22 protein-coding genes and 2 tRNA genes are annotated in these 22359 nt (G+C 41.5%); 11 read left to right on the top strand and 13 right to left on the bottom strand.

Translation table 11 applies throughout. The annotated features are described in order from the left end of the window. Positions 1-39: 39 nt before the first annotated feature. The 7 genes from tyrS to EHQ58_RS13535 all read right to left on the bottom strand — a co-directional run bounded on the left by tyrS (position 40) and on the right by EHQ58_RS13535 (position 7753). Positions 40-1272: a tyrosine--tRNA ligase gene (tyrS, locus tag EHQ58_RS13565; RefSeq protein WP_135624440.1), complete on the bottom strand. Its 1233-nt coding sequence runs from the start codon at positions 1270-1272 to the stop codon at positions 40-42. Between the two features lie 119 nt (positions 1273-1391). Continuing rightward, positions 1392-2465 (bottom strand): NADase-type glycan-binding domain-containing protein, encoded by a 1074-nt coding sequence (locus EHQ58_RS13560; protein WP_135624439.1) that lies wholly within the window; start codon positions 2463-2465, stop codon positions 1392-1394. A gap of 64 nt (positions 2466-2529) precedes the next feature. Then, entirely contained in the window at positions 2530-4299 is a 1770-nt protein-coding gene (gene rpoD, locus EHQ58_RS13555) for an RNA polymerase sigma factor RpoD (RefSeq protein WP_135624438.1), read from the bottom strand. A gap of 18 nt (positions 4300-4317) precedes the next feature. Further along, a complete protein-coding gene (gene dnaG / locus EHQ58_RS13550) occupies positions 4318-6141 on the bottom strand; it encodes a DNA primase (RefSeq protein ID WP_135624437.1) in 1824 nt (607 codons plus the stop codon). A gap of 10 nt (positions 6142-6151) precedes the next feature. Next, complete coding sequence (locus EHQ58_RS13545; RefSeq protein ID WP_135624436.1) at positions 6152-6607, bottom strand: GatB/YqeY domain-containing protein; 456 nt, start codon at positions 6605-6607, stop codon at positions 6152-6154. Between the two features lie 21 nt (positions 6608-6628). Then, positions 6629-6847 carry a 30S ribosomal protein S21 gene (gene rpsU, locus EHQ58_RS13540; protein WP_002973784.1) on the bottom strand — a complete coding sequence of 73 codons (219 nt, stop codon included), beginning with the start codon at positions 6845-6847 and terminating at the stop codon, positions 6629-6631. 84 nt (positions 6848-6931) lie between these two features. After that, on the bottom strand, positions 6932-7753 hold the full coding sequence (locus EHQ58_RS13535) for a hypothetical protein (RefSeq protein ID WP_135624435.1): 822 nt from the start codon (positions 7751-7753) through the stop codon (positions 6932-6934). Between the two features lie 104 nt (positions 7754-7857). On the opposite strand from EHQ58_RS13535, the gene fbp reads away from it, so the two are divergent. Together fbp and EHQ58_RS13525 are read left to right on the top strand one after the other, a co-directional pair. Continuing rightward, the gene (gene fbp / locus EHQ58_RS13530) at positions 7858-8892 is read left to right on the top strand and encodes a class 1 fructose-bisphosphatase (RefSeq protein WP_135624434.1); all 1035 of its coding nucleotides are present in this window, start codon (positions 7858-7860) and stop codon (positions 8890-8892) included. A gap of 82 nt (positions 8893-8974) precedes the next feature. After that, entirely contained in the window at positions 8975-9226 is a 252-nt protein-coding gene (locus tag EHQ58_RS13525; RefSeq protein ID WP_135624433.1) for a hypothetical protein, read from the top strand. A 56-nt stretch (positions 9227-9282) separates the two neighbouring features. Here the strand turns inward: EHQ58_RS13525 and EHQ58_RS13520 are convergent, their stop codons facing one another. Continuing rightward, positions 9283-10560 (bottom strand): hypothetical protein, encoded by a 1278-nt coding sequence (locus EHQ58_RS13520; protein WP_135624432.1) that lies wholly within the window; start codon positions 10558-10560, stop codon positions 9283-9285. A 106-nt stretch (positions 10561-10666) separates the two neighbouring features. Here EHQ58_RS13520 and pdhA point away from each other — a divergent pair, with 106 nt between their 5' ends. Genes pdhA through EHQ58_RS13505 form a run of 3 tightly spaced genes read left to right on the top strand, consistent with a single transcriptional unit; the run spans position 10667 to position 13956 of the window. Then, positions 10667-11653 (top strand): pyruvate dehydrogenase (acetyl-transferring) E1 component subunit alpha, encoded by a 987-nt coding sequence (pdhA, locus tag EHQ58_RS13515; protein WP_135624431.1) that lies wholly within the window; start codon positions 10667-10669, stop codon positions 11651-11653. Beyond that, positions 11654-12628: a pyruvate dehydrogenase complex E1 component subunit beta gene (locus tag EHQ58_RS13510; RefSeq protein ID WP_135624430.1), complete on the top strand. Its 975-nt coding sequence runs from the start codon at positions 11654-11656 to the stop codon at positions 12626-12628. 11 nt (positions 12629-12639) lie between these two features. Next, positions 12640-13956 carry a pyruvate dehydrogenase complex dihydrolipoamide acetyltransferase gene (locus tag EHQ58_RS13505; RefSeq protein ID WP_135624429.1) on the top strand — a complete coding sequence of 439 codons (1317 nt, stop codon included), beginning with the start codon at positions 12640-12642 and terminating at the stop codon, positions 13954-13956. 64 nt (positions 13957-14020) lie between these two features. Here the strand turns inward: EHQ58_RS13505 and EHQ58_RS13500 are convergent, their stop codons facing one another. Further along, positions 14021-14230 carry a hypothetical protein gene (locus EHQ58_RS13500; RefSeq protein WP_135624428.1) on the bottom strand — a complete coding sequence of 70 codons (210 nt, stop codon included), beginning with the start codon at positions 14228-14230 and terminating at the stop codon, positions 14021-14023. Positions 14231-14360: 130 nt separating this feature from the next. On the opposite strand from EHQ58_RS13500, the gene fliG reads away from it, so the two are divergent. Beyond that, complete coding sequence (gene fliG, locus EHQ58_RS13495) at positions 14361-15380, top strand: flagellar motor switch protein FliG (RefSeq protein WP_135624427.1); 1020 nt, start codon at positions 14361-14363, stop codon at positions 15378-15380. 4 nt (positions 15381-15384) lie between these two features. Here the strand turns inward: fliG and EHQ58_RS13490 are convergent. Beyond that, positions 15385-15461, bottom strand: a tRNA-Asp gene (locus EHQ58_RS13490). A 104-nt stretch (positions 15462-15565) separates the two neighbouring features. Between EHQ58_RS13490 and EHQ58_RS13485 the strand changes: the two genes are divergently transcribed. Then, positions 15566-16243, top strand: a complete 678-nt coding sequence (locus tag EHQ58_RS13485; RefSeq protein ID WP_135624426.1) for a CDP-alcohol phosphatidyltransferase family protein — start codon at positions 15566-15568, stop codon at positions 16241-16243. 31 nt (positions 16244-16274) lie between these two features. Beyond that, a complete protein-coding gene (locus EHQ58_RS13480) occupies positions 16275-17462 on the top strand; it encodes a serine hydrolase domain-containing protein (protein WP_135624425.1) in 1188 nt (395 codons plus the stop codon). Positions 17463-17658: 196 nt separating this feature from the next. On the opposite strand, the gene EHQ58_RS13475 is transcribed toward EHQ58_RS13480, so the two are convergent. Then, complete coding sequence (locus tag EHQ58_RS13475; RefSeq protein ID WP_135624424.1) at positions 17659-18072, bottom strand: SRPBCC family protein; 414 nt, start codon at positions 18070-18072, stop codon at positions 17659-17661. Between the two features lie 91 nt (positions 18073-18163). Continuing rightward, positions 18164-18245, bottom strand: a tRNA-Leu gene (locus EHQ58_RS13470). 113 nt (positions 18246-18358) lie between these two features. Here EHQ58_RS13470 and EHQ58_RS13465 point away from each other — a divergent pair. Both EHQ58_RS13465 and lysS read left to right on the top strand, forming a co-directional pair. Then, complete coding sequence (locus EHQ58_RS13465) at positions 18359-18994, top strand: hypothetical protein (RefSeq protein WP_135624423.1); 636 nt, start codon at positions 18359-18361, stop codon at positions 18992-18994. A gap of 9 nt (positions 18995-19003) precedes the next feature. Then, on the top strand, positions 19004-20488 hold the full coding sequence (gene lysS, locus EHQ58_RS13460; protein ID WP_210412829.1) for a lysine--tRNA ligase: 1485 nt from the start codon (positions 19004-19006) through the stop codon (positions 20486-20488). A 37-nt stretch (positions 20489-20525) separates the two neighbouring features. On the opposite strand, the gene EHQ58_RS13455 is transcribed toward lysS, so the two are convergent. Continuing rightward, the gene (locus EHQ58_RS13455; RefSeq protein ID WP_135624421.1) at positions 20526-21077 is read right to left on the bottom strand and encodes a hypothetical protein; all 552 of its coding nucleotides are present in this window, start codon (positions 21075-21077) and stop codon (positions 20526-20528) included. 58 nt (positions 21078-21135) lie between these two features. Here EHQ58_RS13455 and serA point away from each other — a divergent pair, with 58 nt between their 5' ends. Then, a complete protein-coding gene (gene serA, locus EHQ58_RS13450; protein WP_135624420.1) occupies positions 21136-22359 on the top strand; it encodes a phosphoglycerate dehydrogenase in 1224 nt (407 codons plus the stop codon).

Here is a 22359-nt window from a genome sequence, read left to right as displayed (position 1 = left end):
CTCTCAAGTATCGGAACACGAGGGGTCAAATCTTCAGTCTCACTTGCTAGTAATGATACGTAAAAATTTGCCTTTTTTGCCCTGGCGAACCAGATATTCTTTTCCCTTCTCCAAAATGAAATTGGGATCGGTGAGTTTTTCCTCGTCGAGATACAAGCCCCCTGAAGCAATCAGCCGACGTCCCTCGGAAGTCGAGGGTATAAAGCCGAATTGGACAAGAACAGCCAGTAAAAGCGGATTTTTCTCGGAGAAAAAGTCGGCACTCAGATTTTCCGTTCGAATCTCTTCGGGAAGTGCCCGATTTTTAGTATTATGAATTTTTGCCCATTCTTCCACCGCTTCCAGATTTTGCTCCTTCGGGTTTAACTGGTCCATAATCAGTAGGGCAAGCTCTGTTTTTATTTCCTTTGGATGGGCCGATTTTTCTTTAATCGCCTGCTTTCTGTTACTTATTTCTAAATTTGGTAAATCCGTCAACAGGTCAAAATAATTCCACATCAAATCATCAGATATGGACATCACTTTGCCATAAATATCAATCGGCGCTTCTGTGATCCCGATATAATTACCGAGGGACTTGGACATCTTTTTTGTTCCATCAAGTCCGACAAGTAAAGGCATGGTCACTACACATTGCGGTGCAACCCCATATTCTCGTTGCAGATCTCTACCTACGAGTAAATTGAATTTTTGATCTGTCCCGCCAATTTCAATGTCTGATTGAAGATGCACAGAATCAAAGCCTTGAAACAGCGGGTATAAAAATTCAATGATAGAAATAGGATTTCCTGATTTGTACCTTTTTGTAAAATCGTCTCTCTCTAACATTTGTGATACGGTGTATTTCGAAGTTAAGAGTAAAACCTCTTCAATTTTTAAACCGAAACACCATTCGGAATTGTAAACGATTTTCGTTTTCGATTTGTCGAGTATTTTAAAAACTTGGTCTTGGTAGGTCTTAGAATTTACCAAAACTTCTTCTTTCGTTAACCTTTTCCTAGTTTCCGACTTTCCAGTCGGATCCCCTATCATTCCCGTGAAATCACCTAGCAGAAAATTGATTTCATGGCCTAACTCTTGGAAGTGTTTCAATTTCCGTAAAAGTACAAAATGCCCTAGGTGCAAATCGGGTGCCGTGGGATCAAAGCCGGCTTTCACTTTTAGAACCCCTTTCTTCTGCAGCTTATCTGTTAATTCTTTCTCGGAGATAATTTCAACTGTACCTCGTCGGATTTTTTCTAATTCGGAATGGATTTGAGATTCTGTTTTCATTTGCGGTATCTGTAATTTAAATTGGAGGAGATGGCGTGATTTGTCTATACTTACCTAACAGACTCTATAGGCAAGAAAAGCAAAAACAAAGATAGCCGTATCTCAAGCGGAATCGGTAATTATTTCAGCGGGATCTCATAATTATAATAAGAAGCCCCCGTGCTCGCATCTTTTAAAAATAAAAGATAATTCGATTTGGGATCAAATACTTCAGAGAAGCTCGTTCCGAGTTTCGTTTTGAAATAATCAAAGTCTTCATCACCAGATACAGCTCTTTTAAATACCCAAGTATCATTTCGTTCCATTCCCCCCGAGTCAAAATAACTTAGATTGATTTCAATGCCGTAAGGAGTCGAGGCAAGTATAGTATAACTTCCCTGTTTTGCAGGTTCGATTCCTCCCGATCCAGCTGCGGGATCCGCACCATATATTTCGGAAAAACTAAATGTAAAATCGGACTTAAAAAAGACAGGCAAAACTAAATTTTGATTATAAAAATTTATCGAGCCTGCCTCGTTGAGTGTGATAAGTTTTTTAAAGGCAAAGTAATGCCTGGACGCTTCCTCGAAGCCTGCAATGACGGATTTGATCTTTTCTTCATTTGTAAGTGGGAATTTTTGAAACTTACCATTGCCTACGGAACCAAAACTAAACTCAGAAAGACAAATGTCTTTAAATTTGGAACCTTTGTAGGAATCCAAAAACTCCAATCTAATGACATTTCCAACTAACTTATTGTCCAATTCGAGAAATTGTTCCGTCGGAGAATTTCCAGCAAACGATACAGGTTTTAATTCAACGGTTAATGATTTTTCCGAATTCACCTTAGTCTTGTTATCGTTAATCGATACATCTAAAGCAGTGATTTTCATTTTCTTAATCTGGGAATTTTGAGAAGCATCAGTGGCACTCTTGGCAAATCCATTCGTAACTTGGATGGCTGAAAATTCCGAATAGGAACCTAGATAAACGGTAAAGCCAGCATCCGAAACTTTTGAATCAGCGCAATAGGCTGTTGATGCTTTTCCATCAAGAGTGAACTCAGGACTATAACGCCAAGGTTGGTCTGGCTGCAATTGACCAACCGCAGTCATACTTTTATAAGTGAATGCCTTTTCCGCTTTTGGACCACAGGAACTGAAACCTAAGAAGAATAGAAAGGAAATGAATAAAAGAAATGGTAAACGTGTCATTTGCTGATCCCAATTTGTTAAATTTGAAATTAGGATCAGTTTCAAAGACTGGCAAGCGAAAATTCTAATCGATATAATCTTTCAGTTTTTTAGATCGACTCGGGTGACGCAGACGTCTGAGAGCCTTGGCTTCAATTTGACGGATTCGTTCTCTTGTGACTTTGAACTGGTAACCGACTTCTTCCAAGGTTTGCGCATAACCATCATCAAGACCAAATCGCATGCGGATGACTTTCTGTTCCCTCGCCGGAAGTGTCTGTAACACCTGACGGATCTGTTCACTTAGGATCGAAGTGGCTGCAGAATTCAATGGAGATATTACATCTTTATCTTCAATGAAATCACCAAGCTCAGAATCTTCTTCGGATCCGACTGGAATTTCTAGAGAGATTGGCTCACGAGCGACGTTTTTGACTGCCTTTACTTTCTGAACAGGCCATCCTAATCTTTCAGCAATCTCATCATTGGAAGGATCACGTCCAAATTCTTGAACAAAAAGTCTTGTTTCTCGTATGACTTTGTTTACCTGTTCAATCATGTGCACAGGAACTCTGATGGTACGAGCTTGGTCAGAAATAGCACGAGTGATGGCTTGACGGATCCACCAGGTCGCATACGTAGAAAATTTATAGCCTTTTTTATACTCAAACTTGTCGACTGCCCGGATGAGTCCGATGTTTCCCTCTTGGATTAGGTCGAAAAAATGCATCCCTCGGTTCGCATAACGTTTCGCAATCGATACGACTAGACGAAGGTTTGCTCTCACCAACTCTCGTTTAGCTTGAGCAATCTCTCTTTCGCCCTTAATGATCTTCTCGCCCCAATCTTTGATCTCACCGACAGGAGAACCTGCTTCCTGTTCCATACGACGAAGCTTTCTTTCGTTATTTCGAATGTCTTTAATGACCTCGCGCACTTCTTCGATGTCGCAACCCATCATCTTTTCGATCTCATCTAAATTCTCATTTTTCTCGATGAACCGATTTAGACCTTTGATTTCACGAACATCATGCCCGTATTTAGCTTTGATCTTTAAAAAATGTTTTTCAATCTCTTTGACACGGAAGACCATAGATTTGATCTTCTGCGATATTTTTTGAATTTCTTTTTGAGAGACTCCGATCTTGCGAATGGCTTCATCGATCTTTGCGAAAGACAAATCGATCTTTTCTTTGAGTTCTTTAAACTTCTTAGAATTCTCGGAATACTTTCGAATTCGATTCGTTGATTCGTTTAATACTTTTTCATCCTGTTGGATGAGTTCCATATTATCAAAAAATACTTTTTCTAATTTGTCCGCCTGCTCTTGGTTGAGTGCGTACATCTTGTCAACTTTGACAAGGTCATAAACTTTGATTTTTTTAGATTTGATTTTCGGGATTAATTTAGCAAAATTTTGCCTTAAAATAGAGGAACCGAGAATGGTTTCTTCTATAATCTTTTCACCTTTTTCGATTCGTTTGGCGAGAAAGACTTCCGTCTCTCCAGAAATGAGAGAAACTTTACCAATTTCTTTTAAATAAAGACGTATCGGATCTTCCGAGCTTGAGGATACTGTCGATTCCCTTTTTTTGCGTGCTGGCTTCTGTTCTTTGGGAGTGGTTTCTTCTTTTGTGGTTGTTAGGCTTGAGGATTCTTCTAAAGATTTTTTTGAATACTCTTCTACGATTTCTATCCCCATCTCATGCAACAGAGTGAACACATCGTCAATTTTCTCTGAATTGAGGATCTTATCTGGCAAAATCTCATTGATTTCATCATAAGAAACTTCCCGATTTGCTTTTCCAATAGAAATAATTTTTTGAACTTCGGGTAGACTTGCTAAATTTTCCATCTTTCTATATATCCTCTATCAAACTTCTTGGGGTTGGAGTTTTCTAAGATACTCCCATATCTTATCTCGTTCATTTTTTAAGAATGTTAACTCTGAGAGCAAATCTCTCTTTTCTTCTAATGTTAATGAACTATCACCCATTCTCTTTGTGATAACATTCATTTCAAAATCAAAGTGGAAGGCACGATGCTGCCATAAAAGTTCTTTGAACAGTTGTTTGCTGTCTTCACCTTGATTTTCTTCAGTCGTAAAATGTTCGGCAAGATGTCCGAGATACTCTTGCGGTATATCTTCTTTTGATAAAATTTCTGCAGCAGAAATTGGTTCGTTTTGTAAGTATTTAGTATAAAGATAATCCCAGAGAAAAGATGATGCTTCGTCTTTGAATTCAAGATTTAAAATCTCATCCGAGAATTCGAAATGTTCTTGGTTCTGAATCAGTTTGGCAATCATCTTTCGTTCACATACTTGGACAGAACTGACACGCCGCGGTGTCTGAATCGGCCTTGTTGTCTTATTAGTATCGACACTTAGGGGGGGTGAACTTTTCTGTGTTGTGCCCGCAAAATCCTGAAAAATCGCAGAAAAGGAAATTCCGAGCTGTTTTGCCCCTTCTTTCAAATACACTTCTTTGTCTGTCTGCTTCTCCATCGTTTTGACAAAATCCATGAGCCGACGCACACTCGCTTGTTTGGCTTCTGGAACAGAATTTGCAGTGGTTCCCGCTAAAATCTGAGAGATCATAAATTGAGATGCCGAACCAGCAGCTTCTAAAACTTCGCGTATCTCCAATTTGTTATGACCAAGAGAGAAATCGAAAGGATCCTTTCCCTCAGGAATTGACGCCACTCTTACATCGACTCCTTCCTTACTCAAGAAGGTGACGGCACGAAAGGCTCCCTTTGCACCTGCTGAATCTGAGTCCATCATCAGTATGACCTTGTCTGCCATATTCTTCAAAATACGGGCATGATTCTCTGTAAATCCCGTACCGAGTGGGGCAACTACGGCTTCGACACCTTTTCGATATAAACCGACAGCATCAAACACGCCCTCAACGACGATTGCTTCTCTCGTTTTTCTTACCGCATCTTGGGCAAGATTTAAATTATAAAAACTTCTACTTTTGTCATAGATCAGTGAATTCGGGCTGTTTATATATTTGGCTTCTTCGGAACTCCCTAAAATCCTTCCAGAAAATGCAATGGTTCTTCCTTTTGGATCGATCACTGGGAACATCACACGATTTCTAAAAAAGTCATAGGGATCTTTACTTGCGTCTTGTCGTTTCAATAACCCCAAGGACTCGCCTAATTTTGCCTCGGATTCATTACGAAATAAGTCTTTTAGAATATTCGAAAACCCCGGAAGGGCAAATCCTATACCAAAGAGCTTAATGTCCGCTTCATACAATCCACGCTCTTCCAAATACTTAAGCGCCACTTCACCAGCTTGGGTTTGGAAATTTTTTTGAAAGTATGCTTTAGCACGTTCGGAAATTTGGTATAAAAATTCTTTTTTACGATCTTCCTCTTCCTCTGCATGCGTCCTCTCGAGGAGCGCTATGCCTGAGTAGTCAGAGAGAATTTCTAGAGATTTTAAGAAATCCACCTTCTGATAATCCATCACAAATTTAAAAATATCACCGCTCGCTTTACAACCAAAGCAATGGTAATAGCCTGATTCTGGATTTACAGAGAAACTTGGTGTTTTTTCGTTATGGAATGGGCAAAGACCCGTTAAACCTCGCCCGGCTCGTCTTAGAGGAACAAATCTACCGATATAGGAATCTATGGAGACTTCCCTGCGAACTCTTTCTTTGAAATTCTGATAAGGATTCACAGGTTTTTAATTAATTCGCTGATAATGATTGTTTTACGATGTGAGAAACCTTTGAGCCGTCTATGTTTTGGCCTTTGAATACTGCCATCACTTTACCCATCACCTTACCCATATCAGATGGAGAAGATGCACCCATTTCTGCAATGGCCTTTGCGACCTCAGTCTGAATCTCCGATTCCGATATTTCCGCTGGAATATACCTTGAGATCACATCCGCCTCTTCTCTTTCCTTATCTGCCAAATCTTTCCGATTGACCTTGTCGTATTCAACGGCTGTATCTTTTCTCTTTTTGTAATTAGATTTTAAAATCTGCATTACAGATACATCATTCAGATCGGCGGCTCCCGTTTTGGTCAGCTCGTATTGAATGTCTGCTTTGATCAGGCGTAAGGTAGCTAACACAAGCTCATCTTTTGATTTAAGAGCTTGTTTTAGATCGGTATTGATGGTCTCTTGGAGTGTCATCAGAGAAAGAGGAAAGGAGTATTAGAGCTTGTCTTTTTTCGCAAACAATCTCTTCTTTTTGTCTCTCTTTCTTTTTGCTGCTTCTACAGCTTTCTTTTTCACTACGCTTGGCTTTTCAAAGTATTCTCTACGTTTGATTTCGCTCATGATACCAGCGTTAGCACAATCTCTTTTGAATCTTCGAAGCGCAGCCTCAATCGATTCCCCTTCTTTTAAATATATCCCTACTTGTGGGGTCATAGACAGTAAATGTCCTCTTGTAAATGGTTTAAATTTTACAATAATTTGAAACTGGCCTAGATGTCAATTCCGCCAATACCAATTCTATAAATTTTCCATAAAAAGGTCAGAAAAAAGGTTCGGATCCTCGGCTTCTCCCTTGGGAACCTGGTAAAGTTTCAATTTGTAGTCCAAAATCATGTGTTTCGAGGGAAAATAGAGTCCTTCCATCCTTTCATTGACCTTTGAAACGGTATCTCCAGGGCTAAAAAGATAAAAAGAGCGTACATTGAGCTGAAAAAATAATTCCCCTGGCTTGATGGCTGATTGCAGGGTGGAGGCCACTTCTCTAAGAATTTCCTGACTCTTGACGATACCAAGTGGTCTGAAAAAGGGAGAAAGGTCTTGCAGGTAGAACAAAGCCAGGACTCCAGAATCAAACCCGCTCAAGGCTTCGCAAACTTTCCTACGAAAAACCTCCGTAAAACTACGAAAACTCAGGAGCGTTTTTGCCCGGTTCGAGATTCCAATCGAAAGGTAAGTTGTGGCTGCCTGTGCAAGCAAATTCCATCTGGATTTTGGAAACTCTTCACCCATTTTCTGTATGGAGACGGAAAAGAGGAAGATTTCCTTATGCGGAATGCGCACGAGGACAGCCTGCAACTCTTCCCCAGATTCTGTCCAATTGGCAATCCGCAGAGGGTGGTAGGTCTTTGTCGATTCTTCTAATGTGCTTAAATTTTCCTGGATTTGGGAAAGGAAGTGCTCCTCTTTTTCAGATTTACCAATAGTAAACACATGTTCTGAACCCAAAAATAAATAGCCAAACCTGGCTCCCACTCCGTAAAAAGCCTGCACCAACTTGCGTATGTGGTAATCTGTGAGATTTAGATCGCTCGAAGTGTAATGATATGGTGCAGTTTCCATAATTCCGTAATTCCAGTATCGGACATACTCCTTAAGAAGAAAAGGAGAAAGGATTGCCTCTACGCCTTAGCCTCCAAAATGAAGAAAAAAGCGAAGGGCAAACCGTGAACTCAATTCCAAAACAGAAGAAGCAGATCTCTCTATCTCAATACATCATAGAAGAGCAACTCAAAATCCCACATGCGTCGGGGGAATTTTCTGCCCTACTCAATCATCTCGTTTACGCGGCCAAAATCGTAGCCAGAGAAGTCCGAAAAGCGGGGCTCCTGCATGATATTCTCGGCTCCACAAGCGATACCAACGTACAAGGCGAAACGCAGATGAAATTGGACCAGTATGCTGACGGTGCCTTCAATAATTCCCTGAAGATCTGTGGCCACCTTTGCGTCCTTGCGAGCGAAGAACATGAGGAAATCATCCAAATCCCAAATGGATACGCCATGGGAAAGTATACAATGTCGATCGACCCCTTAGATGGTTCTTCAAATATTGATACGAATGTTTCCATCGGAACCATTTTTTCCATCCACCAAAGGCTTGATGCCAACTCTAAAGAGCCAGGAACCGAAAAAGATCTATTGCAGCGAGGTTCAAAACAAAGGTGCGGTGGTTATATCATTTATGGGTCCTCTACCATGCTCGTTTTTACAACCGGGAAATTTGTCACAGGATTCACGCTCGATCCAAGTCTTGGAGAATTTTTACTTTCTCATGAAAATATGGTCATGCCTGAAACGGGAAACATCTACTCCACGAACGAGGGAAATTCTAGTTATTGGAGCGATGAAGTAAAGAACTACATCCATCACATCAAATCGATCGAATCCGGTAAAAAACCAAAAACCGCGCGTTATATCGGATCCTTGGTCGCAGATTTTCATAGAAACCTGCTAAAAGGCGGCATCTTTCTTTATCCAAATGATACCAAATCTTCCAAGTATCCGAATGGAAAGTTACGCCTACTCTACGAAGCAGCGCCCATGGCCTTCATTGCAGAGCAGGCCGGAGGTATGGCAGTCACAGTAAAGGGAGAACGAATTTTAGATTTAGAACCAAAATCTCTTCACGAGAGAACGACTTTGGTGATTGGAAGCAAGAGAGAAGTAGAAGAATTCCTTACATTCATTCAAAAAAAGTAATGCATGAGAAAAAATTTTCTTTCCTTCCTTGCGCACATACTGTATGATTTTGCAGATCCATTCAATGGAAGGAGAATGACACGTGTTAAAGAAAATTCTGAGTCTAGCATTAGGCTTATTTTTAGTGAGCGGTATAGTTTTCTGTAAAAAGGAAGAACCAGCCCCTGCAGAGACAACAACAGTTGAAAACGTTAAAGAATCAGCAGAAAAAGTTCTGACAGATGCAGAAAAGAAAGCAATGGAAGCGGCAAAAGCTGCGGAAGCGGCTGCGACAAAAAAAGCAACGGAAGGCGTTGACGCTGCCAAAGATGCGATGAAAACAAAACTTCCATAAGCATTCTTACAGATTCATCAAAAGCTAGGTACCTAGCAGATTGATGAATCTGTAATTTACTCGATTTTAACTTTCTTCTGTAATTCCTCTTCCAAGGAACATTTAGGATACGTCCCTACTGCCAAAGAAGTCCCAATGAAACCGAATGGATCCTGGGCTGTGATGATTTTTAAGTCCCAGCCATTAACAATCAAAGGACATTGGTAATTCCTATCTTTACATAACACTTGTGCGGCTTTCGGTTTTGGATAGGCCCAAGCAGAAGTTGGAAATTTACATTTGTTCTCGATGTCTGCAATGACACGGATTTTCTTAATCGCTGCATCAAATTCCACGAAACGATTGATCATAGGATCGGCTAAATCTTTTCTAAAGATGCCTTTCTCTGCATTGTATGTAAACATAACCAAAAGTTTTTCCGAGACCCTTTCCTTCTCAACGGAAACTTTTAAATTTTCCACAACATACCTTGCGATTTTTAAAGCAGATAGTACAACATCCGCGGTCTCTTCCGCGTATTCCCCTTCTTCCTCTTCGTCTTCTACGGATTCGTCTTCCATAGCTGTTCCAGCCAGCAATTCAATATTTAACGGATGTTTTCTTAAATCAGCGCCGTTGATCTCTGCAGGATTTCCATTTGGGACTTCAAAGGCAGCGAGAGGATGACCATTGATCGCTGCTATGACTTCTTCTGGCAAGGCGAACTTTCTAGCAACTTCCGAAGATAGAGAAGCTACCGTTGTTAGTGGAAGGCCAATTAATGTGCGTTTGTAATATCCATCTTTAGAAGCAGATATATCCGCACAAAGACCCGCAAGAAATGAAAATCGGTTCACCATTTTGAATTGGTATTTTTTCTGAATTACAGAACCGAGTGTCAATAGACCGATATCCGCTAAATAATTGAAAAATTCTCGCTCATTGAGTAGAATGCGGAAGATGGCAAGTGCAATTGATTTCGTATAAAATGAATTTTGAATGATACCTTTGAGACTTGCCATCTTCTCGGCATTTTGTTCGTACAGATGTTTGATGAATTGATTGGATTTGTCCTCAATTCTAGAAAGAATGGCTTTCGAGAGGACCATCTTTAACATCTTCATCAAGTCTTTCGACATTGCGAGTTTAAAGGAAGGTATGAACTTACCATCCATTTCTTCTAACTTTTTGATTAAGTTCTCTTTGATCGCAACTTTCTCTTTTAGCAGAACATTTCCGCTCTTATCCACTATGGGCTCGCTGAGGGAAACAGAACCTAACAATTCGTATTCTAAGACAAAAGTACGAAATTCGGGAAAGTCTTGAAATTCTAAACCTGTGCTTGTAATTTTCATGAAACCTTGCTTTAATGGAAGTTTTCATAATCGTTATGAGATCGCAAGATTTTTGCTTTCCATTCTCGTCTAAATGTGGTAGTTTTTGTTGTTTTTGGAGGTTCAATTGGTTTCTTCTATTCCGAAAGATGAAAAGTCGATTCATGAATTAAAAGAGTTTTATAGGCAGATGATTCTCATCCGCAAATTTGAAGAAGCAGCCGCAAAGGCATATAGCATCGGGAAAATTGGTGGATTTTTACATCTCTACATCGGACAAGAAGCAGTGGGAGTTGGCTCCATTGCAGCCTTGACCCCTATTGACTACATTGTATCTACTTACAGAGACCATGGACATGCCATTGCCAGAGGTTTGCCTATCAAATCCCTTATGGCGGAACTCTTCGGGAAAGCCACAGGCATTTCGAAAGGGAATGGTGGCTCTATGCACTTTTTTGATAAAAATGCTCATTTTATGGGCGGTCATGGCATCGTGGGAGGTCACATCTCGCTTGCTGCAGGTATTGCTTTTGCTTCCAAATATAAAAAAGATAATTCGGTCACCATTTGTTTTTTCGGTGAAGGGGCCGCTAATATTGGTTCCTTCCATGAAGGATTAAATTTAGCTGCCATTTGGAAATTACCTGTCGTCTTTATCTGTGAAAACAACCATTATGCGATGGGAACGCCGGAATACAGGGCGTTGGCAGTCAAAGATGTCTCCATCCGTGCCACTGCCTATGACATTGCTCGCGATCATATCGAAGGGGATGAAGTGAGAAAAGTGAGAGACCACGTAAAAGTTGCTGTGGAACGAGCACGGCGAGGTGAAGGACCAACTCTCATTGAGATTTCCACCTACCGATTTCGCGGACATTCCATGTCAGATCCCGCAAAGTACAGAACCAAAGAAGAACTAGATAGTTATAAAAAAAAGGACCCGATGTTTCGAGCAAGGCTTGAATTAGAACAAGCAGGCATTTCAGAAAAAGAATTAGATGAGCTCGATCTGCAGATCCAAGCTCAGGTCGACGAAGCCTACGAGTTCGCAGATACTTCTCCCGAACCACCATTGGCCCAACTCTTTCAGCATGTTTATGCGGAGGATAAATAAATGGCAATGCTCACTTATAGAGAAGCCCTAAACCGCGCCATGGTGGAAGAGATGGAAAAAGACCCACTCATTTACCTCATGGGCGAGGAAGTCGGCCACTACCAAGGAGCCTATAAAGTTTCCCAAGGTATGTTAGATAAATTTGGAGAGGCACGGGTGATAGACACCCCCATCTCCGAGAATGGATTCGCTGGTGTCGGTATCGGCTCGGCGATGACAGGACTTAGGCCCATCATCGAATTTATGACATGGAACTTTTCTCTCGTAGCCATTGACCAAATCATCAACTCAGCAGCTAAACTCAATTATATGAGCGGTGGGCAATTTCCCATGCCCATCGTCTTTCGCGGTGCAGGTGGTGTCGGAGGAAGGCTTGGAGCCCAACATTCCCAAGCTTTTGAATCTTGGTATGCCCATGTTCCAGGAATGAAAGTAGTTTGTCCTGCGACTCCAAAGGACGCACTCGGGCTGCTTAAATCCTCCATTCGGGACAATAACCCTACGATTTTTATCGAATCGGAAGTGTTATATGGTGTGAAAGGCGAGGTTCCCGATGAAGAATATTCGATTCCTCTAGGAAAAGGCGAAATCAAACGGAAAGGCACGGATATCTCCATTATCACTTGGTCAAGAGCCCTCTTATTTGCTGAGGAAGCAGCCAAAGTTTTAGAAAAGGAAGGAATTTCCGTGGAAATCGTAGACCTTCGCAGCTTACGTCCATTAGATGAGAATATCATTTATGAATCGGTGAAAAAAACAAATAAGGCCATTATCATCGAGGAAGGCTGGCCTGTCGCAGGGTTTGGTGCACAAATCGCGTATCTCATCCAAAAAAATGCATTCGATCATCTCGACCATCCTGTGGAACGAGTGACAGGGAGGGATGTTCCCATGTCATATGCGGCAAATTTAGAACGAGAGACTCTGCCGAATGTCGATCGGGTATGTGCGGCCATCCGCGAGATGTTAAAGTAGGACCCCAATATATGGCAAAACTAATAGAAATGACCCAACTCTCTCCCACCATGACGGAAGGAACCATTGTTAAATGGATTAAAAAGGAAGGTGACTCCGTATCTCCAGGCGAAGTTCTGGCTGAGGTCGAAACCGATAAAGCCGTGATGGAAATGGAAGCTTACGAGTCGGGAGTTTTACTTAAGATTGTAGAAGGCGAAGGAGCCAAATTGAAAGTTGGACAGGGTCTTGCGATCATTGGCAAACCTGGAGAAGACATTACCTCCCTACTCGCTCAAGCGAAAGCAAGTGCAAGTGCAACCAATATTGCCCACGCTGCGGAACCACCTGCCCAAGTCTTAAAACCGCAAGTGACAACCGAGCCGCTGCAAACGCCCGTTACTCCACCAGATACAAAAGCAAAAGAACCAGAGCCAAAAAAAGAAAGCCAGACAAACGAACAAAGAGGTGGGATGCGAGTCCTTGCATCCCCTTTGGCAAAGTCCATTGCGGTGGAGTATGGAGCGGACCTACACCAAATCATAGGAACAGGTCCTGAAGGTCGCATAACAAAAAAAGATGTTCTTGATTCTCTCAGTTCCAAAAAATCGGGAAGTGGATCTGCGACATTCTCTCAATCGACACCTAAAGATGAAATCATAGCCTTGGGTGGCATGCGAAAAACGATCGCCAAACGCCTAAAAGATTCCAAGCTCAATTTACCGCATTTTTATCTCAATGCTGACATCAATGCCCGGAAGTTAGAAACATTCCGAGCCGAGTTGAATGAGTTTCGAGAAAAAAACCTCCCAGAGACGACACCTAAAGTGAGTGTCAATGACATCATCATCAAGGCTGTTGCCAGTGCTCTTAGGCTGAATCCAAAGGTCAATGCCAGCTGGCAGGAAGATTCGATCATCCAATATGGTCGTGTTGACGTCGGAGTGGCCGTGTCCTTAGATGGAGGTCTCCTTACACCTGTCATTCGAAACACAGACCAAAAGTCGATCTTTCAAATCTCAAGCGAAGTGAAGGAACTCGCGAAAAAGGCTAGGGACCGAAAGTTAAAACCCGAAGAGTTTTCAAACGGAACTTTCACCATTTCGAACTTAGGGATGTATGGAATCAGCAGATTTACGGCCATCATCAATGAACCAGAAAGTGCGATCCTCGCAGTAGGTGCGATCGAAGAGAAACCTGTAGTCGAACATGGGACAGTTGTGGCGGGCAAGGTCTTGTCTCTTATGTTATCTTGTGACCACCGAGTGATCGATGGAGCTGTGGGTGCTGAGTTTTTGAAAACGCTTCGCGCCCTTTTGGAGAATCCTGCTTTACTGAGTGGGGTTTAAGAAAACTGTTTCTTTCCCTACTCCAGAGAGTTGTTTCTGGAGGTAGGGAAGATGAAAATCGTAATTATGCGGCGAAAAAGTCTGCTTTGCTGATGTCAGCGATGGGAATGCGAACGACTCCGTCGGCGAGATTGCCAATCACGATGTCATTTTCCATTTGTCTGTTTTTGTCTAGTTCGATGACTTTACCATCTTTCAAATGTAGTACGATGTCGATTCCTCTATAGTGAATGTATCTTTCTAATGTATTTCTGAATTTGTGTGCTTTGTCCATCTGGTGTCTTCCCTTTTGTTCTTTAAACTTACAAAGGGTATCGTACGAACCTTAACAAACCTTGAGAAAAAAATGTCCAAACTCTCAAGTTTTTTTTGACATAAGCACAGATTCTTTAGAATTATGTCACATGCAGAAGTTCAACCAAGTCACTGGCCCCACTGGGGTACGCAAATCCGCCCTCCTCCTTCTCTCTTTGGGCGCAGACCAAGCTGCTGAAATCTTAAAGCACTTAGATGATACCATGCTCGAAGCAGTCATCCTTGAGATGTCCAAAATACGGGCTATCTCCAAAGAAGAAAGAGCCCAAGTTTTATCTGAATTTCATTCTACCATTTCCGAACTAAAAGACGGGGCCCAAGGTGGGCTCGATGCGGCAAAAAGTCTTTTAGAAAAATCTGTCGGATCGGAAAAGGCAAGCATCATCTTAAAAAAGATCAATAAGGAAGAGACAAAAAACGATTTTGAATTTTTAAACCAAGTGGAACCAGGTATCCTGCAAGCCATCCTTGCCGCAGAATCTCCACAAATCATAGCCGTAACTCTTTCCAACCTAGATCCTAAAAAAGCAGCGGATGTTCTAAAACTTTTCCCAAAACCTGACCAAGCTAAGATTGCCATGAGGCTTGCTACTACCTCCAAAACCCATCCTGATGTGATCCAAAACATTGCCCGCATCTTAAAAAAAAGGTACGAAGAAAGAGACAAACGCGAATTCTCCGAAGCGGGCGGCGCACATGTCCTCGCGAATATTTTAAACTTTATGGAAAAAGGCATCGAAGAATCTATTTTACAAGAGTTAGATGAGGCTTCCCCGGATGTAGCAAGCCAAGTCAGAGAACAGCTCTATACCTTCGAGGACATCATCCAGCTAGATGCCAAAGAGATGCGCGTTCTCATCAACCGTCTCGCAGATGACACGACGATCTCTCTTGCGATACGAGGTGCAGGAGATGAGATTCGAAATAAATTCTTAAAAAACATGTCAAATAATCGGGCCAATGATATCTTAGACGCGTTAGATTTAAAACCTAGGGTCACCTTACGGGAAATCAATGAAGCACGCAATAAGGTAATCCAGGTGGCCCGTGAGCTCGAGGATGAGAAGCTGATATTGTTTAAGAAAGATAAAGAAGAATACGTGGAATGAATCATGGCGGAGTTGACGGGACTCGAACCCGCGACATCCTGCGTGACAGGCAGGCACTCTAACCAGCTGAGCTACAACTCCGTGATTCGTATGTCAGAATAATTAAGCGGACTTCACCGTCAAATTAAATTCAATTGTTTTCTTGCTATTCAGAGCATTTTTGAGAAATTGGATGGGCAGGGACTATGCCACTCGAAGGAAAAAAAGCCAAAGAACTCTTTGAAGACCGAATTTTTACCCTTTCTAATTTCATATCTGTTTCTCGGGTTTTCATGCTTCCTTTCTTTTTTTATACCACCGCGGAATATGCTAAAAACCCTCAAAACCTAATCTACTTTTATTCATCGATAGCTCTTTGTTTGGCGGCCGTTTTAACGGACTATTTGGACGGGCTTTTTGCCAGACTCATGCATCAAGAAACGACGCTTGGTAGGTACCTAGATCCTGTGTGTGATAAATTTGTGACACTCGGTGGACTTGTCGTTGTTAATTACCACTTTGGTTTCCCACTCTGGATCCTCATCGTCTATTTCATCCGAGAAATCTTAGGGGTTTGGCTTGGCGGTTTTTTATATTTAAAACGTGGCCTCCAGGGAAAACCAAACTGGTGGGGTAAATTTGGAGTCGGACTTGTCGCCGTATCCGTGTTATGGTATATGCTCATTCCACACCTAGTTCTCCAAGGTCTCGAGATTGCCTCATGGTATCTTCACGCAGAATACTCTGCTTATGTTTTGCTAGCAGTGGTCCTACTCGGAATGATTGCCTATATCATCAATTATTGGAATATTGTGTTTCATCCGGAAAAAACTGTCATTGATCCAGAGAATAAAAAACAAGCGAAACGATTTAACCGATTATAAAACTTTTCTTTTAGGGAGATGCAGAGATCTTATGAAATTGACTCAGATTCTAAACTTTAGTCTTGCCTGCTTACTCACGTTTCATTGCCAAATAACGGACAAAAAAGAAGCGGAATCGGAAATTGAAAAAAAATTTCTGTCTGCAGTCACAAATCAAGATAACATCAAAAACGCCTCTCTCCTTGTTCACTCTGATAAACTCCAATTGCATGTAAGCCGAAGTTTCGGCACTGTTTTTGATGGGAAAACGGAAATCCCCGCGGTTCCTATTCAACCCTTTCATACGGCAAGCATTGGCAAAATGTTTACGAGTGTTCTGATACTAAAGGAAATTGAAAAAGGAAAACTAAGTTTCGACACGAAAATTATCAATATCCTTGGACAAGAATTTTTGAAAGGGCTATTTGTTTTTGAAGGCACCGACCATGCCGACAAAGTCACCATCAAACAACTACTAAATCATACTTCAGGGATGGCCGATTATTTTGAATCAACCGATGAAACAAATAAAAATGCCAAAGCAGTAATTGGCGAAATTTCCAAAAATCCAAACCAGTTCTGGAAACCCAATGATTTGGTTGAATTTACAAGGAAATACCAAAAGGCAATCGGAAAACCCGGTGAAACATTCGCTTACTCTGACACTGGTTATGTATTACTTGGACTGATATTAGAAAAGTTAAACAAACAAACTTTAGAAGACCAACTTAAAGTAAAAATTTTTGCGCCTCTACAAATGAATTCTACCTACATGCACCTGCGAAGCCAGCCGATATCAGAGAATCAGCTGCCCCTTTCGCATATGTTTTTGGGAGAACAAGATGTGACTAATTTTAAAAGTATCAGTGCGGATTGGGCTGGAGGCGGTCTTGTTTCTACGACGGAGGATCTCCTTAAGTTCCAGAAGGCTTTGGTTTCCGGTCGGCTTATTTCTTCCAAGATGTATGAAGAGATGAAAGGAACCTACCCATTTCATGATGGAATTTTTTACGGGCTTGGGCTCATGACAGTCGATTATGGAGAGATGCTTTTTTTGATGAAGGGCACTCCCCTGCTTTATGGACATTCAGGACTTTTATCTACACTCTGTTTTTATGCACCCGAATACGACACGCATATCATAGCTAATTTTGGTAGCACCGACCATATTGATGATGCCTTCGAAATGATGTTTCACTTGATGCGCATTTTAAAAGATGTGAACACTTTGAAACAGTGAGAAATTAGTGTTCCTTTTTAAAACCAAGATATAAGCTAACGAACTTAAATTTCAATTTTTAAATTTTCGCGACTCTCCTCGTCTCGAGTATGATCCTAACCGTAACAGATAATTTTAGATTTTACTTGTTTCATTGGACTAACATAGACCGGTACCACCAATCCGATGTCAGGACGTCTCTCAACTCAACATTCACTTACCCTTCAGTATACTTTTTAAATTGATCGAGAATCGATTGCCAACCACCAATTTGCATCTCGATGGGATTTTCATTTTCGGCATCAAAGGTAATGATCACATTCGTTTCGTTACCTAGTTCTTGAAAGAGGACCGTCGCCTCTCTTCCGTCTTCCATTGTAAATGCCAACTTTTTCTCAGGCAACACCTCGCTGTAAACGGCTTCAAAATCAAATCCGAAACTTCCGTCTTTTGCTTCCATACGTGCCTTGTATTTACCACCTGCTTTTAAATCATTTTCGGCACTTGGACAATGCCAAGACGGATCTGCAAAATTCCATTTTGTAATGTGCTCGGGCGCAGTGTAATAGTTCCAAACTTTATGAACATCCGAGGAGATTTTAGCTTGTACGGTTAAGGGTGCTTGTTTCATGCCTAGTAGCATGATTCTAGTAGGTCTTCTGTCAATTTCATTTGTAGGGATTGGTATCGGGAAATTTGGAAGGATTTCGTGTAACAACGTTTGCTCGAAGGGGGACTCGAACCCCCACACCTTGCGGCACTACCACCTCAAAGTAGCGTGTCTACCAATTCCACCATCCGAGCGATGTCTAAGGTCGTTTATTCTGCCAGGGTAAGAAAAACGGTGCTTTCGTCAAGGAGATCAATTTTCTCTTGTCACACCCCACTCCTGAAAGGGTAAGGTTGTGTGATAGGCCATGCAAGTATCTGATCTTACTTTCCGACTGAAGCTTTATACCATTGGTTTTTTAAGTCCGGTAATCCTTTTCTTGAGTTTTCTGTTTGCAGCCCCCTATGTGCTTAAGGTAAGCGAGCCGTTTCATAAATCGGATCTCGCGATCCTTGAGACCCAATCCCTGCCATCCAAAAAATTTCTAAAGTCGATTGCCAGTTTATACCAAAAGAAAACATTTTCTCGATTAATTGTCGTTATTCGAGAAGATAAAGCAGACAATCTATTAATTTCGCAAACGGAAAAAGAACAGAAAATTACAGCAAATCTCGCGGCTTTACAAGTTAGTACTGATGCCATTCAATTTTTAACCATTGCACCCTCTAGGCTTGGAGATTCGGATGAAGCAGCAAAAAATATTTTGAAAGTCATTGTCTCGGAAAATCTTAAATCCATTTTACTCCTTACACGAGAATTTGAATCTAAGAGAATCCTAAAAGTGTATCAGAAAAATCTCTCTTCACTTCCGGTTCAAATTTCATGTTTTCTTTTCCCATCAGACATGACAGCTTCGAGTTGGTTTTTGTCCGATGACGGGTTTCGAGAAGTTGCCTACGAGTACATTCGCTATCTATATTATTTAATTAGAGGTATCATCTAAATGGATGACATTCACAACACAAACGAGCTCATTGAACAACGCATTCAAAAGATTAAAGATTGGAAAGCAAAAGGGATCAATCCCTATCCATTACGTTTCTTTCCGAACGCATACTCCACTTCCTTGATTGCTGGTTTTGATCCAGCAATTACTGAAAAAAAATCCTTTAAATTAGGTGGAAGGTTACACGCCAAGCGTGTGATGGGGAAAGCAAGTTTTGCCCATCTCAAAGATAAGGATGGTTTGATCCAATTGTATGCCACTAGAGATGACTTGGGCGAAGAAAACTATGCCCTTTTTAAATCGCTAGACTTAGGAGACTGGATCGGTATAGAAGGCTGGTTATTCCAAACCCAAAAAGGAGAGACCACACTCCACCTGACGTCAGTTACATTGTTAGCCAAGTGTGTCCGCCCGCTTCCGGTTGTTAAAGAAAAAGATGGAGTGATCTTTGATGCCTTTTCGGATGTCGAACAAAGGTACCGTATGCGTTACGTAGATCTTGTTGTCAACGACCATGTGCGTGAGACATTCAAGATGCGCTCTCGCATCGTTTCAGAAATCCGCAAATTTTTAACGAACGAAGGTTTTCTCGAAGTGGAAACACCGATGATGCAGCCGATTGCCGGGGGAGCTGCTGCCAGACCATTTGTCACACACCATAATACCTTAGATCTAACCCTCTTTTTACGAATTGCTCCTGAGCTCTATTTGAAGCGGCTCATCGTCGGAGGAATGGACCGGGTCTTTGAACTCAATCGTAATTTTCGAAACGAAGGTATCTCTACCAAACACAACCCAGAGTTTACGATGATGGAAGCATATATGGCTTTTGGGGATATGGAAACTATGCTAAGCCTAACGGAAAGAATGGTGATATCCGTTGCAGAGGCGATTGGAAAAGGTACAAAGTTTGCTTATGGAAAAGAAATGATCGATATCTCTTCTCCTTGGAAGCGAATCAAATATGTGGATATCATTAAAGAATATTCTGGAATTGATTTTAGTGAAATCAAAAGTCTCGATGATGCCAAATCAAAGGCAAAAGCTGTAAAAGTAGATGCCGATGATTGTGTATCGATATGGAAGGTTTGCGATGAGGTGTTTAGCTCCCTTGTAGAACCTTTTCTCATCCAGCCTATCTTTATTACAGATTTTCCGAAAGAACTCTCTCCTCTGGCAAAATCAAGAGAAGATGATCCTCGTTATGTGGAAAGATTCGAGCCTTATGTTGCCGGCCGTGAAATTGGCAATGCCTTCACTGAGTTAAACGATCCTTTTGACCAAAAAGAAAGATTTGAGGAACAAGTAAGGCAGAGAGAAGCTGGCGATGATGAAGCGTTTATGATGGACGATGATTACATCCGCGCTCTCGAATATGGACTCCCACCAACAGGTGGCCTTGGGATCGGAATCGATCGACTGGTGATGTTACTTACAGACTCACATTCTATCCGAGATACCATTCTCTTTCCACTGATGCGACCTGAATAAAAGCGAATGACCGAGAGCCCTTAGACTCTCGGTTGCTTTATTTCTTTAGGATGTTCATCTTCTTTTCTGATTCTAGAAGGCGCTGGATTTTGACAAAGTCTTCCTTCAGGCGATTGCTCTGGGATTCGGTAAGTATGTAATTTTCAGTCCTTGAACGATTCGTATAACTCACCTCTATTTTTGAAGCAGAAGCGAGAGCTGGCAAGATCTCTGGGCCCAGGAACGAACTGATAGAGATGGTATCGGTGTAGTTGGTCCCTGACTTTTTCAAGTTGTACCAAACATCTCCCAATTTCAGACTGGTCCCTAAAGGAAGATCTACATCAAAGGTGCCAATTTCGTATCTAAAATAGTATTGGACGACACCGGAAGTATTGTCCTTTTCCCCTTTGATGCTAATACAAGGTTTACGAGAGAAAAAATACAAAGTTTGTTTCAGACAAATTTCCTCTGACTCGGCCGTAAGTTGTTCGATCGTAGGTTCATACTGGATTTGGTAGGCACGACTTGATTGGCAGCCAAGGCTCAAGGCAGTGAATCCTGCTAGGAGAAGGCCTCGAAGGGCGAGTAAATGATGATTTCTTTCCATACAAGTTTCACCTTTTTCGAGATGCAAGCTTTCGCAAAGGAAAAAAACCTGTTCTTATATGGAATCTTACCCTAAGGGAAAAATCAAAGTCCTACTTCTTGAAAACATCCACAAAGACGCCTATGAACTTTTCAAACGAGACGGCTTTGATGTCGTCCTTGAGAAGGATGCTCTCGAAGAAGATGAGCTGGTTCGCCGCATCGGCGAGGTTCACGTCCTAGGAATTCGCAGCAAAACGAATGTTACTGCTAAGGCATTAAAAAATGCCCGCCGTCTTCTTACCATAGGATGTTTTTGCATCGGAACCAACCAAGTAGATTTGGAAGAAGCTGAAAAAATTGCTGTTCCTGTTTTCAATGCTCCTTATAGTAATACCCGCTCTGTTGCGGAACTGGTGATAGCTGAGATCATCATGCTTGCCAGAAAGGCAACCGATCAGTCTAGGGATGTGCACCTTGGAAAATGGAATAAAATTGCCAAAGGTTGTTTTGAAGTCAGAGGAAAGGTTTTAGGTATCGTCGGTTATGGACATATTGGATCGCAAGTCTCGGTCCTCGCAGAATCTATGGGGATGCGAGTGATTTTTTATGATATACTTGCCCAATTGCCACTTGGAAACGCAAGTTTCGTAACATCTTATGAGGAACTTTTAAAACAAGCCGACTTTATCACTTACCACGTTCCTGAGACTCCCGAAACGCAAGATCTATTTAACAGAGAGCATCTCGCATTAGTTAAGAATGGTTCTTACCTGATCAATCTATCCAGAGGCAAAGTGGTAAATATCGGCGCCCTGGCAGAAGGATTGAAATCTGGAAAAATTGCGGGTGCAGGCATTGATGTGTTTCCTGAGGAACCAAAATCGAATGATGACCCTTTTAAGAGTGAATTGCAAGGATTGCCCAATGTGATTTTGACTCCGCATGTCGGCGGTTCTACGGAAGAAGCGCAAAAGAATATCGGAACCGAGGTGGCTCAAAAGTTATTAAAATTTATCAATAATGGTTCCACTACTTTTTCAGTTAATTTTCCCAATATAGAACTTGGAAATTTAAAACCAGCTCACCATCGAATTTTAAACATCCACAAAAACCAACCAGGTTTTTTAAGGGATATCAACCAGATCATTACTGACTTAGGTGGAAATATACTGACACAAAACCTTAGCACTTCAGCGAACATTGGTTATTTATCTATGGAAATTGATAAGAACTTAGGTGATGAATTGAAAAACAAGATAAAGGCTCATCCGAATTCGATACGAACCAGAATCTTATACTAA

This window comes from Leptospira ognonensis (assembly GCF_004770745.1).
Lineage (GTDB): Bacteria > Spirochaetota > Leptospiria > Leptospirales > Leptospiraceae > Leptospira_A > Leptospira_A ognonensis.
The sequence above is the reverse complement of the archived record's forward strand: the minus strand, read 5'-3'. Positions and strand labels throughout refer to the sequence as shown.

Coding starts and splice junctions, on each gene's coding strand:
- tyrS (WP_135624440.1), bottom strand. CDS start 1,272: ATGAAAACAGAATCTCAAATCCATTCCGAATTAGAAAAAATCCGACGA.
- EHQ58_RS13560 (WP_135624439.1), bottom strand. CDS start 2,465: ATGACACGTTTACCATTTCTTTTATTCATTTCCTTTCTATTCTTCTTA.
- rpoD (WP_135624438.1), bottom strand. CDS start 4,299: ATGGAAAATTTAGCAAGTCTACCCGAAGTTCAAAAAATTATTTCTATT.
- EHQ58_RS13545 (WP_135624436.1), bottom strand. CDS start 6,607: ATGACACTCCAAGAGACCATCAATACCGATCTAAAACAAGCTCTTAAA.
- rpsU (WP_002973784.1), bottom strand. CDS start 6,847: ATGACCCCACAAGTAGGGATATATTTAAAAGAAGGGGAATCGATTGAG.
- EHQ58_RS13535 (WP_135624435.1), bottom strand. CDS start 7,753: ATGGAAACTGCACCATATCATTACACTTCGAGCGATCTAAATCTCACA.
- EHQ58_RS13520 (WP_135624432.1), bottom strand. CDS start 10,560: ATGAAAATTACAAGCACAGGTTTAGAATTTCAAGACTTTCCCGAATTT.
- EHQ58_RS13510 (WP_135624430.1), top strand. CDS start 11,654: ATGGCAATGCTCACTTATAGAGAAGCCCTAAACCGCGCCATGGTGGAA.
- EHQ58_RS13505 (WP_135624429.1), top strand. CDS start 12,640: ATGGCAAAACTAATAGAAATGACCCAACTCTCTCCCACCATGACGGAA.
- EHQ58_RS13500 (WP_135624428.1), bottom strand. CDS start 14,230: ATGGACAAAGCACACAAATTCAGAAATACATTAGAAAGATACATTCAC.
- fliG (WP_135624427.1), top strand. CDS start 14,361: ATGCAGAAGTTCAACCAAGTCACTGGCCCCACTGGGGTACGCAAATCC.
- EHQ58_RS13485 (WP_135624426.1), top strand. CDS start 15,566: ATGCCACTCGAAGGAAAAAAAGCCAAAGAACTCTTTGAAGACCGAATT.
- EHQ58_RS13480 (WP_135624425.1), top strand. CDS start 16,275: ATGAAATTGACTCAGATTCTAAACTTTAGTCTTGCCTGCTTACTCACG.
- EHQ58_RS13475 (WP_135624424.1), bottom strand. CDS start 18,072: ATGAAACAAGCACCCTTAACCGTACAAGCTAAAATCTCCTCGGATGTT.
- EHQ58_RS13465 (WP_135624423.1), top strand. CDS start 18,359: ATGCAAGTATCTGATCTTACTTTCCGACTGAAGCTTTATACCATTGGT.
- EHQ58_RS13455 (WP_135624421.1), bottom strand. CDS start 21,077: ATGGAAAGAAATCATCATTTACTCGCCCTTCGAGGCCTTCTCCTAGCA.
- serA (WP_135624420.1), top strand. CDS start 21,136: ATGGAATCTTACCCTAAGGGAAAAATCAAAGTCCTACTTCTTGAAAAC.